Annotated in this window: 16 protein-coding genes and 1 pseudogene; 10 read left to right on the top strand and 7 right to left on the bottom strand. The window is 57.5% G+C overall.

Annotation, left to right across the window (positions count from 1 at the left end; translation table 11 throughout):
- Positions 1-528: pseudogene (locus WA354_RS17365) on the bottom strand (hypothetical protein); the annotation flags it as partial.
- A gap of 144 nt (positions 529-672) precedes the next feature.
- Between WA354_RS17365 and WA354_RS17360 the strand changes: the two are divergent.
- The 6 genes from WA354_RS17360 (at position 673) to WA354_RS17335 (ending at position 6,433) form a co-directional block, all read left to right on the top strand.
- Positions 673-1,782: a VWA domain-containing protein gene (locus WA354_RS17360; RefSeq protein ID WP_472814284.1), complete on the top strand. Its 1,110-nt coding sequence runs from the start codon at positions 673-675 to the stop codon at positions 1,780-1,782.
- Positions 1,783-2,027: 245 nt separating this feature from the next.
- On the top strand, positions 2,028-2,942 hold the full coding sequence (locus WA354_RS17355) for a hypothetical protein (protein WP_472814283.1): 915 nt from the start codon (positions 2,028-2,030) through the stop codon (positions 2,940-2,942).
- Positions 2,943-3,140: 198 nt separating this feature from the next.
- Positions 3,141-3,401: a hypothetical protein gene (locus WA354_RS17350; protein ID WP_472814282.1), complete on the top strand. Its 261-nt coding sequence runs from the start codon at positions 3,141-3,143 to the stop codon at positions 3,399-3,401.
- A 38-nt stretch (positions 3,402-3,439) separates the two neighbouring features.
- A complete protein-coding gene (locus WA354_RS17345) occupies positions 3,440-4,342 on the top strand; it encodes a PhzF family phenazine biosynthesis protein (protein WP_472814281.1) in 903 nt (300 codons plus the stop codon).
- Between the two features lie 451 nt (positions 4,343-4,793).
- Entirely contained in the window at positions 4,794-5,213 is a 420-nt protein-coding gene (locus WA354_RS17340) for a response regulator (RefSeq protein ID WP_472814285.1), read from the top strand.
- Positions 5,214-5,398: 185 nt separating this feature from the next.
- Positions 5,399-6,433: a PIN/TRAM domain-containing protein gene (locus WA354_RS17335; protein ID WP_472814280.1), complete on the top strand. Its 1,035-nt coding sequence runs from the start codon at positions 5,399-5,401 to the stop codon at positions 6,431-6,433.
- Positions 6,434-6,484: 51 nt separating this feature from the next.
- On the opposite strand, the gene moeB is transcribed toward WA354_RS17335, so the two are convergent.
- Complete coding sequence (moeB, locus tag WA354_RS17330) at positions 6,485-7,663, bottom strand: molybdopterin-synthase adenylyltransferase MoeB (RefSeq protein WP_472814279.1); 1,179 nt, start codon at positions 7,661-7,663, stop codon at positions 6,485-6,487.
- A 200-nt stretch (positions 7,664-7,863) separates the two neighbouring features.
- Positions 7,864-8,289, bottom strand: coding sequence for a M67 family metallopeptidase (locus tag WA354_RS17325; RefSeq protein ID WP_472814278.1), 426 nt, complete (start codon positions 8,287-8,289; stop codon positions 7,864-7,866).
- A gap of 162 nt (positions 8,290-8,451) precedes the next feature.
- On the opposite strand from WA354_RS17325, the gene WA354_RS17320 reads away from it, so the two are divergent.
- Together WA354_RS17320 and WA354_RS17315 are read left to right on the top strand one after the other, a co-directional pair.
- Positions 8,452-8,910, top strand: a complete 459-nt coding sequence (locus WA354_RS17320) for a hypothetical protein (protein ID WP_472814277.1) — start codon at positions 8,452-8,454, stop codon at positions 8,908-8,910.
- 36 nt (positions 8,911-8,946) lie between these two features.
- Positions 8,947-9,390 (top strand): PilZ domain-containing protein, encoded by a 444-nt coding sequence (locus WA354_RS17315; RefSeq protein WP_472814276.1) that lies wholly within the window; start codon positions 8,947-8,949, stop codon positions 9,388-9,390.
- 35 nt (positions 9,391-9,425) lie between these two features.
- On the opposite strand, the gene WA354_RS17310 is transcribed toward WA354_RS17315, so the two are convergent.
- The 4 genes from WA354_RS17310 to WA354_RS17295 all read right to left on the bottom strand — a co-directional run bounded on the left by WA354_RS17310 (position 9,426) and on the right by WA354_RS17295 (position 12,357).
- On the bottom strand, positions 9,426-9,899 hold the full coding sequence (locus WA354_RS17310) for a zf-TFIIB domain-containing protein (protein WP_472814275.1): 474 nt from the start codon (positions 9,897-9,899) through the stop codon (positions 9,426-9,428).
- Positions 9,896-10,864: an SPFH domain-containing protein gene (locus WA354_RS17305; RefSeq protein ID WP_472814274.1), complete on the bottom strand. Its 969-nt coding sequence runs from the start codon at positions 10,862-10,864 to the stop codon at positions 9,896-9,898. Before WA354_RS17305 ends, WA354_RS17310 begins: the two co-directional genes overlap by 4 nt.
- A 138-nt stretch (positions 10,865-11,002) precedes the next feature.
- Positions 11,003-11,458, bottom strand: coding sequence for a DUF971 domain-containing protein (locus WA354_RS17300; RefSeq protein ID WP_472814273.1), 456 nt, complete (start codon positions 11,456-11,458; stop codon positions 11,003-11,005).
- Positions 11,459-11,538: 80 nt separating this feature from the next.
- Positions 11,539-12,357, bottom strand: coding sequence for a sulfite exporter TauE/SafE family protein (locus WA354_RS17295; RefSeq protein WP_472814272.1), 819 nt, complete (start codon positions 12,355-12,357; stop codon positions 11,539-11,541).
- Positions 12,358-12,648: 291 nt separating this feature from the next.
- Between WA354_RS17295 and WA354_RS17290 the strand changes: the two genes are divergently transcribed.
- Both WA354_RS17290 and WA354_RS17285 read left to right on the top strand, forming a co-directional pair.
- Positions 12,649-13,140 (top strand): Hsp20/alpha crystallin family protein, encoded by a 492-nt coding sequence (locus WA354_RS17290; RefSeq protein WP_472814271.1) that lies wholly within the window; start codon positions 12,649-12,651, stop codon positions 13,138-13,140.
- A 219-nt stretch (positions 13,141-13,359) separates the two neighbouring features.
- On the top strand, positions 13,360-14,321 hold a 962-nt coding region (locus WA354_RS17285; protein WP_472814270.1), incomplete at its 3' end, for a Clp protease N-terminal domain-containing protein.

Genomic DNA, 14,321 nt, shown 5'->3' with positions numbered 1-14,321 from the left:
GCTCTGGTCGATGACAAACGCGATCGACAAGGGAGCCGGGTCAACGGTGAATATTTTGAGGGGCTCCCACGTGTCGTTTTCGTAAACCCTGAAATCACGCCAGGTCAACCCTGCGATGGGCTTGCCTTTGGAGTCTTTCACTGTGACCGGGACTTCGACGTAGGTGGTGTTCACGACGAGCCTCGACCCAATGTCCTCCGGAGTCATCGTCTCCGGCGGGGTGGTCTGGACGTCTTTGGTCTGGCTGGGCGGCGGCTGGGTGGAGGGTGCCTGCCGCGGCACATCCGTCGAAGTGCTTGAAGTGCTGGAAGGATTCGAAGTGGCCGCAGTGGATGCCGAGCCGCTACCCGGAGTCACGGGGCCAAAACCCTTGAAAGAAGAAGGAGCCTGTGGGGCTGGAGCATCCGGAACCGCCTGTTGGTCAGCCGGAGCCTGCTGGGGTTGTGTCTGGGCAAAGGCCGCCGGGCTGAGGCCCAAAGACGAACTCAGAATTGCGGTCAGCGCCAGTGATTTAAAGCCAAGGTCCACAGGTATTCTTTCCTCCCATATGACACTGCGCCAGCCGGTTTTTTGGCCCCGCAGATGCACCCCTTCGCGGCCAAAGAGACGGAAAGGTCTGCACCCGTCAGAGTATCAGACGCGACAGAGCCTCGCAGGTTTGCCCTGAACGGCTTGAAAGAGATAAGCTATGCTCTCTTTCAGACCGATTTATTCGTCAAACCTAGCAGCATGCATGTCACCCGCACTTTCGTCGCATTAGCGTTTGCCCTGCCGCTGGTTTGCGCAGGAGCGTGGGGGCAACTTGTTCCTTCGCCGGATGCTCCTCCGGTGAGCAACGCACCCGCTGCACCGCCCGAGGAAGAGTCGATGGGCACTCTCAAGCTCAACGTCAACCTCGTGGATCTCTTCTTTACCGTAAAGACCAAGTCGGGCGAACTGGTGCCTCATCTCACCAAAGACGATTGCGCGGTTTCGGAAGACAAGGTTCCCCAGACGCTGAAGAACTTCAACGCGGAAACGCATCTGCCGCTGACGCTGGGTATTCTGTTGGACACGTCGGGGAGCCAGATCGACGTGCTGCCTCTGGAGCAGCAGGCGGGAAGCCAATTCCTTGAGAACGTACTCAAATCAAAGGACCAGGCGTTTCTGCTCTCCTTTGACGTCAATGTCGACCTGCTGCAGGACTTCACCAACAGCGCCCACATGCTTAGTCACGCCATGGACAAGGCGCAGATCAATACTGCCGGCGGCAATGGCGGTTCCGGCATCCCTGGCCTCGGTGGCGGGACCATCCCCACCCAGGGGGGGCCAAAGGGCACTCTGCTCTACGACGCCATCTACCTCGCCTCGAATGAGAAGATGGCGCAGCAGAACGGCCGCAAGGCAATGATCATCCTGACCGACGGCGACGACCAGGGCAGCGACCACAAGATACAGGAAGCGATTGCCGCTGCGCAGAAGGCAAACACGATTATCTACGTGATACTCATCGCAGACCCCGGCTTCTACGGTGGTTTTGGCTACAACGGTTACTCGGCAGCCAAGAAGATATCCGAGGAGAGCGGCGGTCGCCTGATCAACGTGGGCAGCAATGGCAAGAAACTCGAGGCTGCGTTCCAAGTGATCGAGGAAGAGCTCCGCACCGAATATCTGGCTAGTTATACGCCCACCAACGCGAAACAGGACGGCACCTTCCGCCACATTTCCGTGCAGTGCAAGGGCGACGATATGAAGGTGCAGGTGCGGCGGGGCTACTACGCGCCAGCGCCTGAGGGTCGATAGCTCGAGAGCAGAAATTTATACACGCGAGAATTTACACGTTTGCGCACAAACTTCGCTCGTTTCGCATTTATTCCAGCAACAAACTCTCTAGTATTTGAAAATTCAAGAGTCCTGTTTTGATTGCGATGGGAACTTTTTGAGTTTTATTTACCCACTTATCCAGTTTTGGCAGTCATCGTGCCATCCACAACAGAGCAAGCAGTTTCTCGCGCCGCAACTCGACGGCCGACCCGGATGGTGAATCAATGCAGGACCTTTTCATAAAAGCAGCCACAGTAATCGCGGTGGCGCTTGCCACTTTTTCCAGTTTCCCTTCGCCTGCCCAACAGGAGCCCGCGCAGCAGCATCCAGCGCAGCAGCAGGACCAGCAAACACAACAGGCCCCCGCGGCCCCGGCTCCTGCCGGGCAATCGCAGCAGAATGCCATCGACGCAAGGCGCAGTGCGACCGCCGCCGACTTGAAGCCTGTGACGGGCGAATTGGTGAACAATCTCGATTCCAAGTCTGCCAAGCAGGGTGACAGTGTGGTGGTGAAGACCAGGGAAGACTTGAAATTCGCTGGTGGGGCGGATATTCCGAAGGGGTCGAAATTGGTCGGCCGCGTCACCAATGTGCAGGCGCGCGGGGACGGAAAAGAAAACTCACAGATCGCGATCCAGTTTGACACCGCCGAGTTGAAGGGCGGCAGGACATTGGCGATCGAATCTGTCATCCAGTCAGTCACTCCCGCAACGGGCAGCGGAACGGACAATAGCGTCCCGAGCGCGAATGGTCTGAACCCCGCTCCACCCAGCACACCCTCTTCCTCGCCGGGCATGAACGGATCGAACGGCAGCATGAACCAGAGCAATGATCGACCGGGCTTGAACAATGAACGAGCGGGCTCGGCGTCGAATACGACGACTCAACCCGGTACGACGGATCAATCGGGCATGCCCGCTCCGGGCAGCATTGTGGCGCGCAACGGGAATGTTGCGATTCGCACCACGTCAATCCCGGGAGTTCTGCTGGCGAACGACATCAATGGGCTGCCCTTTTCGAACGCATCCGGATTGCTCCTCGGCGCACGGCGGGACATTCATCTCGATGAAGGGACCCGCATGGTTGTCGCAGTGATCGCCGCTCCGCAGCAGGGCGCTGGCAGCGGCATGAGTCGCTGATTTCGACGATGCGGCGCAAATGAGAGGCTGGGAGTAACTCTCCAGCCTCGTCGTTTTTTGGGGCAATGCGATTACCCTAGTTTCGCTACCTCGTAATCTGGCGCGGACGGATGCTCATCGCTACCATCGGCGGTGGCAGAGACAACTTGAGTTTATTGTGCAATTTATTTCAACGGATCTCGCCGCCTGGAGTTTGTGATGCCTGTGGAAGACGCTGCCCCAGATTCTCGCGAGGGATTCGGGATCAGCTCGCGGTTCCGTGCCCTGATTGAAGAACGTATCGTACGTCTGGAGAAGGACGCAGAGAGTGACGAAGCCCAACTCGCGCATCTTCGTCATGGCGATCACATCCGTCGCCATATGCTGTTGATAGCTGTCCAGCGCGCGGAGGCCCGACGCATGCGCAGCTTCATCGAAAACTCCGGAACGCGCATCCCGCCCCCCTTGATCACGCTCTGAAGCATCGTGCGAAAGGGCGTCTCCATTCATAATGGGGCATGGCCACCTTCGCCTCTCCCAGCCAGGCACTCGATTATCAGGTTGTCGACGTATTTACAGAGATCGCCCTCAAAGGCAACGGACTCGCGGTCGTGTTTGACACCGTGGGGCTTGCGACCGAACGCATGCAGGCCATTGCACGCGAGTTCAATCTGTCTGAGACCACTTTTATTCAGCGCCGCGACCTGGAGACCGAAAAAAGTGAAGGAGTGCGCGTGCGCATCTTCACAACCCAGGAAGAGCTGCCATTTGCCGGCCATCCAACCCTGGGGACGGCCAGCGTGCTCAAGCTCTCGGCCCCAGAGACGCTTCATGACAACACCGTTCGACTGGCTCTGAACGTTGGATCTGTTCCCGTACGCTTCAATCACCATAGCCTCTACGGGGAGATGATCCAGCGCGATCCCGAGTTTGGCGCGCAGCTTGAGCCGAAAACGGTCGCTCGCCTGACGGGGCTGAACACGAGCGACTTTCACGCCGCTGCTCCCCCCCAGGTCGTCTCAACGGGCACGGCCTTCGCGATCGTCACGCTGCGTTCGCACGAAGCGCTTGCGCACCTCAGGGTCGACCACGAGGAAGCGACAAAGTATCTCCGCGAAAAAGGGGGCCGCTGGTTTTATGTTCTTGGACCGACCGGCGGCGATCCAGCGTGGAGAGCGCGGATGCAATTTTACGGCGGCGAGGATCCAGCCACGGGCTCGGCGGCCGGATGCGCCATCAGCTACCTGGTTGGCCACGGCATCGTCGCTCCGCGGCAACAAATCCACGTTAAGCAGGGGGTTGAGATTGGCCGCGCAAGCGATTTATTTCTCGGTGCCGATCTCATTTCAGGCAAGGTAAGCGATGTGCGCGTTGGAGGCAGCACTGTTCGCGTTGCAAAGGGTCAGCTTTTCCTGCCGTAATACACAAGCTTTCAACAGAATTTAATCAAGCCAAGTTACTTTCTATGTTCATTCTGGCGGTTTTTCCTTTGTTGCAAGATGGTTTTCATGTTGAGTTTCGCTTCCTGTTCCCTCTTTTCACATGATTCCGCTCTCCGTACTCTTGCCCAAGCATTGAACGAAAGTTCAGCCGGAATTTTTCCGGATTTCATAACGGCTTCAAACACAATCTGACCGCAGCGAGGTCTCCCCTCTTACGGATTGATTGCAGACGAAGGGCGTCTGGGGGGTCGCACTCCTTACTGTGCGCCACTCGGTCGGTCTTGTGTGCCTCGATTCCCGGGACAGGAACTCCGCTTGTGGCCGCCGGCCCCGGACCCGACGAGCCTTGCCCGACCAACAAGCGGGCACCGCTGCTGTGCGCCTCGGAACGGGTCTAAAAAAATCTAACGACAGGAGTAGGACCCTTAACATGAGGCCTAAGAAAGTTATTCTTTGCGTAGACGACAACGAGCAGGATCTATCTGTCCTGAAGTTCATGCTGGTAACAAACGGTTACCGTGTGCTATCGGCCAGCAACGGCCAGGAGGCGATCGCCCTTTTTGCCGACAACCAAATTGATCTGGTTCTGGCGGACCATGCCATGCCCCAGATGAACGGCGATCAGCTTGTCTTAAAATTGAAGCAAATCGCCTCCCATGTCCCTATGGTGATTCTGGGCGATCCCCAAAAAATGAATGGCCAGATTCATGGAGCTGATGCCCTGCTGGCTAAAAAGACCTGCTCTCCGCAGGAATTGCTGGAGCGCGTGAAGATTATGAGCGCCCGAAAGCGTGGACCCCGCAAGGGGGTTTCGCGCCTGGTCAACGCCGAACTGGCGGTCGCCTCCTGACATCGATTGGATCCGGGGCGGCGACTCCCGCTGCTGGTTCACCTCCCCGGAGGTAATCGCAATGCAATGTCATTGGTGCGTTTGCGATTGCCATGCCCACTTGACGATTGAACAGGCCGGTGGGCATACTCTCCAACGGTGCGCAAACTGGTATATGTTCTTTCCCACCAGTGGAAGCAGGCGTTATGGATCTCATTCTTGTTCGTTTTCTTTTTGTTGCCTTATTGTCCGGAGTTTGCTACTTCCTTCATCCCTTCGGCGTAACCGGTTGGGCAGGAGCAGTGGGCGGCGGGTTGGCTGCGTGCGCAGTAATCGTGTTTGAATTTCGCGTGCGCGCCCTTAGCCTGCGCCGGCTCGTCGGGGCCGTTGCCGGAAGTGTGCTGGGCATATTTGGCGCAGCGCTCTTCTGCCTCGTGCTCCGCTCAGCCCCACTTAACTCGTCTACATCGGCGGTGCTGCAGATCTTTGTTCTGCTGCTGATGACCTATGTGGGCCTGCTGGTTGGCGCGAGCAAGGGCGATCTGCTCAATCCATCCGCTTTTGGCACGTGGTTTGCCGGCGATCGTCCAACCCGAAAGAGCGCGAAGGTGCTCGATACCAGCGTGATCATCGATGGGCGCATTGCCGATATCGCCGAAGCGGGTTTTATCGATGGGATGATGGTCGTCCCTGAGTTTGTTTTACGCGAGTTGCAAATTGTGGCCGACTCAACTGACGGTTCAAAGCGACAGCGCGGGCGACGCGGGCTGGACATGCTGCAACGCATGCAGTCCAACACCAATATCCAGGTGCAGATTGTTCCGGATGACTTTCCGTCGATCCGGGAAGTTGATCTCAAGCTGCTGGAACTAGCCAAAAAATGGGAAGCCAAGGTTGTCACCAATGATTTCAACCTGAACAAGGTGGCCCATCTTCATCACGTCGAAGTCCTCAACATCAACGACCTTGCCAACGCGCTCAAGCCTGTTGTGCTGCCCGGCGAAAAGATGAATGTGCTCATTCTCAAGGAAGGCAAGGAGTACAACCAGGGTGTCGGCTATCTGGATGATGGCACCATGGTGGTTGTCGATCACGCCCGCAAGATGATCGGCCGGGCGGTTGAAATCTCGGTGACGAGCGTGCTGCAAACCGCCAGCGGCAAAATGATATTCGGCAAGATGGAAGAGAACGGGAAACCAGCGGAACCGAGCAAGGCTGGCCCGATGGAGATCGCACGATAGGCATCCGCAACGGGGGTTTCGCTTTCAGCGGACTGCATCTCTGCTGATCGCTCAGTATTTCTGAACCCCGGGGTCGATTTCGACGCTCCACGCGAGAATGCCGCCAGCAAGATTTACGACCTGTGTATACCCTGATTGCTTCAGGAATTCTGCGATACGCTGGGAGCGCGCGCCTGAGCGGCATTGCACGACGATCTCGCGATCGCGAGGAATTTCGGCGAGGCGCTGCGGGACATCATTTTGCGGAATCAGCTTTCCGCCAATCTGCGCGATCTGATATTCGTACGGCTCGCGGACGTCGAGGATAAAAACGTCCTCGCCGGCATCGATGCGGTGCTTCAGTTCCTTGACGCTCAACTGCGGAATGCCATTCTTCACAGCGCTCTCCTCTTTCGATTCGGGAACGATACCGCAGAAGTGCTGGTAATCGATCAATTCCTTGACTGTCGGGTTCTCGCCGCAAACGGGGCACTCAGGATTTTTGCGCAGCTTCAATTCGCGGAAACGCATGCCAAGCGCATCCACTAAAAGCAGCCGGCCGATGAGCGGGCTGCCTTTGCCGAGAATCAGCTTGATGACTTCGGTTGCCTGGATTACGCCGACCAGGCCGGGTAGAATCCCCAACACTCCGCCTTCGGCGCAACTTGGAACCAGGCCCGGAGGTGGAGGCTCGGGATAGAGGCAGCGGTAGCATGGCCCCTCCCTGGTCGCGAACACGCTGGCCTGCCCTTCAAACCTGAAGATCGATCCGTAGGCGTTCGGTTTGCCCAGCAGCACGCAGGCATCGTTGACGAGGTAGCGCGTGGGGAAATTGTCGGTTCCGTCGGCAACGATGTCGTAGTCCTTGAGAATCTCCAGTGCGTTGGCACTCGAGAGCATCGTTTCGTGCTTGACGACGTTGAGTGCGGGATTAAGCGCAATGAGTTTCTCCGCCGCGGAGTCGAGTTTCTTTCGCCCAATGTCTCTTGTCGAGTGGATGATCTGACGCTGCAGGTTGCTGGCGTCTACCACGTCGAAGTCGACCAATCCCAGCGTGCCGATTCCAGCCGCGGCCAAATACAGCGCAAGGGGAGAACCCAATCCGCCGGTTCCCACGCACAGCACGCGCGCGGCTTTCAGTTTGCGCTGACCTTCCATGCCGACTTCGGGCAGGATCAGGTGGCGCGAGTAGCGCGAGAGGTCGTCGGTGGTCAGCTCGGGCAGCGGAGTAGATTCGGTTGCAGTCGCCATGGTCAGTCAGTTCTCGATCGTACTTGGATTCGGAAAGCGTCCTGGAATTCGAATGCGAATCGATGCTAGTGTTGCCGCAATGAGGAATTGCTTCCAGGCTACCTTTACAGGTTAACAAAAACAGAAACGGCTCAGACTAGCCGGAGCCATTTCAGAACGAAGGACGCTTTGGTTTCAGCGCGATGCAGGCCTGGGGTTCATCAGTCCAGGAGTTCAATTCTTTCTGGAACGAACTGCTTGTCCTCTTCCTTCGTGCCCGAGAGGACAAACGAATTCGTCACCACCGCGCGTCCTTCAGCGACCTCGGTTATGAGGTAAGAACACCCCAGCCAGTGCGCCTCCTCCAGGTCAGTCTGCGACCACAGTGCCGGGTGATCGGGGTGGCTATGATAGAAGCCGGCAATTTCGAGATTGCGACTTCGGGCCTCGCGCAAGATCTTCACGAGTTCCAGAGGAGCAATGGCGTAGCGGTTCCGCGGCGAGTCTGTCCGGCTGTTGTCGGCACGAACTGCATATGCGACGATCCATCCTTCAGTGTCTGCGCGCCCGACAAGGACTCCGCAACATTCATGCGGATAGGCCTCCTCGCCGTGCGAGTGAAGTTCGTTGAAAGCGGACTTTTTCATGCGCAATATGCTCATATTGGCGACCCGTGCGAGATGGGTTGGAGGGGCGATGCGGGAAGAACGAGTTTGACCCCAAAGGACATCGATTGCGGGGATAGCTCCGGGTGTGCGAGATTTGAAGAGGAACCAGCCTTACCTATCTTCGCAAATAGAGAATCAATTATGCCCAGAGAGACCATCCATCCGAGTTTTGACCAGGCTCTTGAAGCCCTTCGCGCACACGGCTTCGACGTTTCCGCGTTCAAAGATGTTCAAGGTGGAATGCTGGTGAGCAAATCCGGGGTTGCAGCAGTGGTTGTCCCCGCCCGCAACAATGGGAGCGGACCGGTTGCATTTGCCGAGCACCCCGGCATCCTGGTGCGTGGCGAGGTGGCGCGGCTGCTTGACAGAGGTTATCAGAAGTTCATTAAGACTTCCCAATATGAATTGCCCGCAACGGCGGCTCAATTGCATGCCATTCACGCGTTCAGCGAGGAATTGACGCAACTGACGGGCGGGACAAGCCTCTATAACGAGTCGCTCGGTACAACGAGTGACGTGTATGAGTACGACCGCCTGCGCGGACGAGAAGACGAGGCTCCGGCACCGAAGAGGCCCTGGGAATTGGCTAGCGGCCACTAGAGCTGTCCTCGCACTCGAGCGAGGGGAGTTACAGGCGTGGCAGATGACCGGAGGCGCGCGATAAACCCAGGTCCGGACTCTTCACGAGAGATTCTCGCGGAGTCCCTTTCTCCTGCTGGGCGGATACGACGGCGTTTTGAACCAAGACATGAAATCGAGACGAACGCTGTCATTCACCTGATCAACCTGGCGGCGGATGTGAATGGGCGCATTATCGACTTGAGCCCCGGTGGCTGTCACATTCTGACCGACAGACGATTCCCTGTTGGGGTTTTCAGGCGGGTGGAGGTTGAGTTTCGCGTCGAGGGCCTGCCGTTTCGCCTGGGAGGCGTGACGCAAGCCATCTACGACCCATTCAATGTGGGTATTCGCTTTCTTGACCTGAGCGACCGCAAGCGCGAGCAACTCCTGCAGCTGATTGAGGAGATCGAAAAGTCAGAAGAACGCCGGTTGCTCGACGAACGCGAAATTCACGATTGATTGTCGATTGCTCTCAGGGCATGTTTCTTGTGCCCCTAGTCGGGGGCGCGCACGATGCGCATCAATTCGCCGTGATCGAGCCAGTTGAGGCAGCACGGGTCGCAGCCGTCGATGACCACGCTGCCTCCGCCGAGATAGAAGTGCGCCTCCATCGGCCGATGGCATTTCGGGCAATTGATGGTCCGGCGCAATTCATTGGGAGCTGCTCTCTTCGGAGTCGCCACCGCGTCGCCCTGCTTCGCCTTTAATTGCTCAATCAGGTCGACGAACGTCTCCATGGGGATAAGCATGCCGCGGCACTTCCGGCAAGATTGGAGCCGCACCCCGGTAAGGGTTGCGTTCCAGAGCGGATCACCGCAAATGGGGCACGAGAGCGCCGACGGTTCTTCAGTAAGACGAACACCTTCGTCGTCGGGATCTGCAATGTGGATGTTCTTGCAGAACTCGCATTGCATGTAATCGCTGCCCGCTGCCAGGTGCATCGGGGCGCCGCAGGACGGACAGTTCATTGCGCCCTTCCGCACCCCGGGCAGAACTTCGCACCTTCCGGTATGGCCTTTCCGCACTCCATGCAATACCGGACTGCGCCGACCGATGCGGGAGCCGAAGTACTTGCGATCGGTTTGATCGGGGACATCATGGCCTGGGCCATTGCCGCTCCCGCGCCGATTCCCACGCCCATGCCTGCGGTTCCACCGGTGTTCGCCGCGGCCAGTTCCAGAGCCTGCGCCGCTTCAAACTGGGTGTAGCGTCCAATATCTCCAGCCATTCCTACTCCGATCCGCTGATCGATGATTTCCTGCAGGTCGTCCGGCATTGAAATGCTCTCGACGACGAATTGGGTCAACTCGAGACCCAGCGCCGCGAAGGCCGGCTTCATCTCTTCGGCAATTTGGGCTCCCAAAGTAGATTGCTTGGCCGCCATATCCAGATAAGCGACATCGCTGTTGGCGAAGATGTCGGTCATGCGAGCGACGACGGTGTTGTGCAACTGGCCGTCGAGCTGGGAGGCGTAGAAAGCGTCCCGCGTGCCGCTCACCTGGGTGAAGAAGGTGCGAGGGTCGGAGATGCGATAGGAGTAGATGCCGTAACCGCGCAGGCGCACAGCACCAAATTCCTTGTCGCGGATGGTGATGGGCGTTGCCGTGCCCCACTTTTGATCGATCTGCAGCCGGGTGGAGAAGAAATATACGTCCGACTTGAACGGAGATTCGAAGTCCTTGTCCCAGTTCATCAGGTCTGTAAGTACGGGGAGGTTGCGCGTTGTAAGCGTATGCAACCCGGGTGAAAAGACATCGGCGACTTTGCCTTCGTTGACGAAGAGCGCCACCTGGGACTCGCGAACGGTAAGCTGGCCGCCATTCTGAATCTCCATGTCCTGCATGGGATACCGGTAGGCGAGCATTCCATCTTCCTGCTCGTTCCACTGAATGACGTCGATGAACTGCTTGGCAAGGAATTGCTTAAGACTCACGTGCGCCTCCCTGGGTTCTGGAAAGCAACTGTACCATGCAGTCTCTTCAGAATTCGAGAAAAAGGTGCGAATCTTCAGTACCGGCAGTAACTTATAACTTCCTGCAATATGTGTGGATTGCGCTATCACAGGCCGCGATTAGTTGGGCGTGCCCATGCTCTCGGGCGCTTCGAATTTGCACTCTGCGCACTGGCAGTGACGGCGCAGATAATCCCATGAATAGATGCCGCCGGAGTGACCGTCTGCCCAGTTGAATTGAAGGGCATAACGGCCTACTCCGTGCGCGCTCGCGGGTTTGGCTGATGGGGTATACAGCGGCAGCAGGGCAGTTGGCTTGGGCTTGGGCTGGCCCGCTTTGCGGCCCTGGGCCTTGCGTTCGTCAATGCATGTGGCGCATGGGCACGCATCGCGAAGCCAGGCGAAGTTCCACGCGCTTTTGTGCCCGTCCTGCCAGTCGATCTCGAGTCCTGTGCCCTCGGTGATCTTCACACGCACTTTGTCGGGAGTGACGGCAATTCGAGCGAGCGGCTTTTCGGCATCTTCGTGCCCGGCCTGCTCCTCTTTGTTTACGAATCGAATGCCTTCGTGACTCATGACTCTATTTTAGTTCGTAGTTCTGAGTTGGTAGTTCGCAGTTGGGAACTGAAAACTTTGAACTCAAAACATTGAACTTCCTATGAGCTGTTCCGGTAGAAGAACCACGCCGCCATGCCCAATCCAATCAGCACAACGGTCAGGCGCAGGACGGCCTGCGGAATCCTGCGCGCCAGGCTTGCCGAGGTATATCCACCGATCGCACACGTGACCATGGCGAGCAGGCAGTAGCGCCACACAACCTGTCCGTTGATGACGAAGAGCACGAAGGCGATGCCGTTGGCCATCGTGGTGGACACGACTTTAAGCGCATTGATCTCGTTCAGATCCTGGTAGCCGAAAAGCGAGAGCAGCGTGATGATGAGGAACCCGGCGCCGGCCCCGAAGTAGCCGATATAGAAGCAGACTGCAACCGTTCCGATGAACACCGCTGTCATATGAGGTCGATGCACGTCGCCTGTTTGAGGCGTGTGATTGCGTTGGAATTTGCGGTGTTCAAGCCAACGCGAGACCGGGCCGCTGAGCGCGAAGATGACTGCTGCTACGAGAAGCAGCCAAGGTACGAGGTGCAGGAACGTCATCTGGGGAGTGTTGAGGAGCACGAGAGCCCCGCCCGTTCCGCCAATCAGCCCGGCAACCGCCATCGGAATCGCCACACCAAGATTCCTGCGAACGTCTGCGCGGTAGGCCGCAACTGACGTGAGCTGGCCCGGCCAAAGGGCTACCGTGTTGGTTGCGTTGGCCTGGATTGGGAGCATTTTCATGCCCAGCATTGCCGGAAACAGCAGAAACGATCCTCCACCCGCGACGGCATTCAGCACTCCGGCGAGAAAAGCCGCAATGGTTAGCCAAAGCCAGTGCCAATCCATGTAGGAGGGAAGGCCGGACAGGAGGGTCATCTCTTTTGATTCTAGAGGCCCCACCGCCTTCGCCATCGAACGCTCTTGGCGGAGCGGCCTCGAACCGAAGAATCAGAGATCGCGGACGACCTTTTCCGGCTGTTGCTCATCCATGGCACCTGAATGTCTGACGCTCTCACAGGCTTTTAGCTGTTTACGCTTACGTGCACAATATTAGTGTATTACGCTCATATTTTATGAATCTGTCGTGCTATAGTGTCATCAGATTGACTGTAGGGTTGGGTCGAAGCCCCAGCCAACATCCCTAAATCAGTTGGAGGACACACAATCATGCCAATTACACGTTGGGACCCCTTTCGCGATGTCATCGCACTGCAGAATCGCGTGAACTCACTGTTCCGCGAAATGAACGAAGGCGACAACCCGTTAACGACTGCCAGCTTTGTTCCGGCTGTCGATATCTATGAAGACGCCAAGAAGGTCGTTCTGAAGCTCGAAGTTCCCGGCATGGAAGAGAAAGACCTGGACATTCGGGTCGAAAACAACACGCTGACCGTGAAAGGTGAGCGCAAACTTGAGAAGGACGAGAAGGAAGAGAACTTCCATCGGATCGAGCGGCGCTACGGCAGCTTCTATCGCGCCTTCACGCTTCCCTCGACAGTGGACCCAGAGAACGTGCAGGCCAGCTACAACGCCGGGGTTCTGAAGCTGGAACTGAACAAGAAGCCTGAAGCGCAGCCGAAGCAGATTAAGGTAAATGTCGGCGGCCAGAGCAAGCTGGAAGGCAAGAAGGAAGAACAGGAACTGGTTGGAGCACGGTAAAGACCGAGCTTTTAGCCGCTAGCTTTTAGCTCTTAGCTTGTTTGTACTGTGGCCAGCTTCAATGAATGACCGAGAGCGCCGGGGTCGTGGTCTGCCGCCCCGGCGCAATTGTTTCTGCAACGCGGACGATGAAAATCAAATCTCTTGCTATTGAGCTGCACTTTTTGCCTTTGAAGAGCAAGCTAGAGGCTGGAAGCTAGTGGCTAGGAGCTGAATTATATGGCAATTCGCTGGGAAAAACTGACCGTGAAATCGCAAGAGGCGATGCAGCAGGCGCAGGGACGCGCGGCGGAGCTCGGCAATCCCGAGATCCAGCCGGTGCATTTGCTGCTTGCGCTCATTGAGGACCGCGAGGGAGTAATTCCGGCGGTGCTTGAAAAGATCGGCGTTCCCACAGAGCGGCTGGAGAGCAATCTGCACCAGCTCGAGGAGAAACTGCCTCGCGTGCAGGGTGCCTCAACGCAGCCTGGCCCGAGCAATGCGCTCACCAAGGTGCTGGACCAGGCGTTTCGCGAGGCTGCGAATTTCAAGGATGAGTACATTTCGACCGAGCACCTGTTGCTGGGCGTGGCGCACCAGAAGGGCGACGCTGCCCGGGATGCACTGCTGGCCGTTGGCGCTACGCATGAAGCCATACTGCAGGCGCTGACCGCCGTGCGGGGATCGCAGCGCGTGACTGACCAGAATCCTGAGGGCAAATTTCAGGCGCTTGAGAAATACGCCAAGGACCTTACCGAGCTGGCGCGTCGGGGCAAGCTTGATCCTGTGATCGGGCGCGACGAAGAGATCCGTCGTGTGATCCAGGTGCTGAGCAGGCGCACGAAGAATAATCCAGTGCTGATCGGCGAACCGGGCGTAGGCAAGACCGCGATTGTGGAAGGATTGGCGCGGCGCATCGTTTCGGGAGACGTGCCGGAGAGCCTGCGTGAGAAGCGCGTGATCTCGCTCGACCTTGGATCGATGCTGGCTGGGGCCAAGTACCGCGGCGAATTTGAGGACCGCCTGAAAGCAGTGCTGAAGGAAATCGAGGAGTCGAATGGACAGATCGTTTTGTTCATCGACGAGCTGCACACATTGGTTGGCGCAGGTGCGGCGGAAGGCGCAATCGACGCGAGCAATATGTTGAAGCCGCCGTTGGCGCGCGGTGAATTGCGGGCGATCGGCGCAACCACGCTGAATGA

The organism is Occallatibacter sp. (genome assembly GCF_049802275.1).
GTDB lineage: Bacteria > Acidobacteriota > Terriglobia > Terriglobales > Acidobacteriaceae > Telmatobacter.
This window is presented reverse-complemented; position numbering and strand designations above follow the sequence as displayed.

Bases quoted from the DNA above. Each gene is read 5' to 3' on its own strand.
- WA354_RS17355 (WP_472814283.1), top strand. From the start codon at position 2,028: ATGCAGGACCTTTTCATAAAAGCAGCCACAGTAATCGCGGTGGCGCTT.
- WA354_RS17350 (WP_472814282.1), top strand. From the start codon at position 3,141: ATGCCTGTGGAAGACGCTGCCCCAGATTCTCGCGAGGGATTCGGGATC.
- WA354_RS17345 (WP_472814281.1), top strand. From the start codon at position 3,440: ATGGCCACCTTCGCCTCTCCCAGCCAGGCACTCGATTATCAGGTTGTC.
- WA354_RS17340 (WP_472814285.1), top strand. From the start codon at position 4,794: ATGAGGCCTAAGAAAGTTATTCTTTGCGTAGACGACAACGAGCAGGAT.
- WA354_RS17335 (WP_472814280.1), top strand. From the start codon at position 5,399: ATGGATCTCATTCTTGTTCGTTTTCTTTTTGTTGCCTTATTGTCCGGA.
- moeB (WP_472814279.1), bottom strand. From the start codon at position 7,663: ATGGCGACTGCAACCGAATCTACTCCGCTGCCCGAGCTGACCACCGAC.
- WA354_RS17325 (WP_472814278.1), bottom strand. From the start codon at position 8,289: ATGAAAAAGTCCGCTTTCAACGAACTTCACTCGCACGGCGAGGAGGCC.
- WA354_RS17320 (WP_472814277.1), top strand. From the start codon at position 8,452: ATGCCCAGAGAGACCATCCATCCGAGTTTTGACCAGGCTCTTGAAGCC.
- WA354_RS17310 (WP_472814275.1), bottom strand. From the start codon at position 9,899: ATGAACTGTCCGTCCTGCGGCGCCCCGATGCACCTGGCAGCGGGCAGC.
- WA354_RS17300 (WP_472814273.1), bottom strand. From the start codon at position 11,458: ATGAGTCACGAAGGCATTCGATTCGTAAACAAAGAGGAGCAGGCCGGG.
- WA354_RS17295 (WP_472814272.1), bottom strand. From the start codon at position 12,357: ATGACCCTCCTGTCCGGCCTTCCCTCCTACATGGATTGGCACTGGCTT.
- WA354_RS17290 (WP_472814271.1), top strand. From the start codon at position 12,649: ATGCCAATTACACGTTGGGACCCCTTTCGCGATGTCATCGCACTGCAG.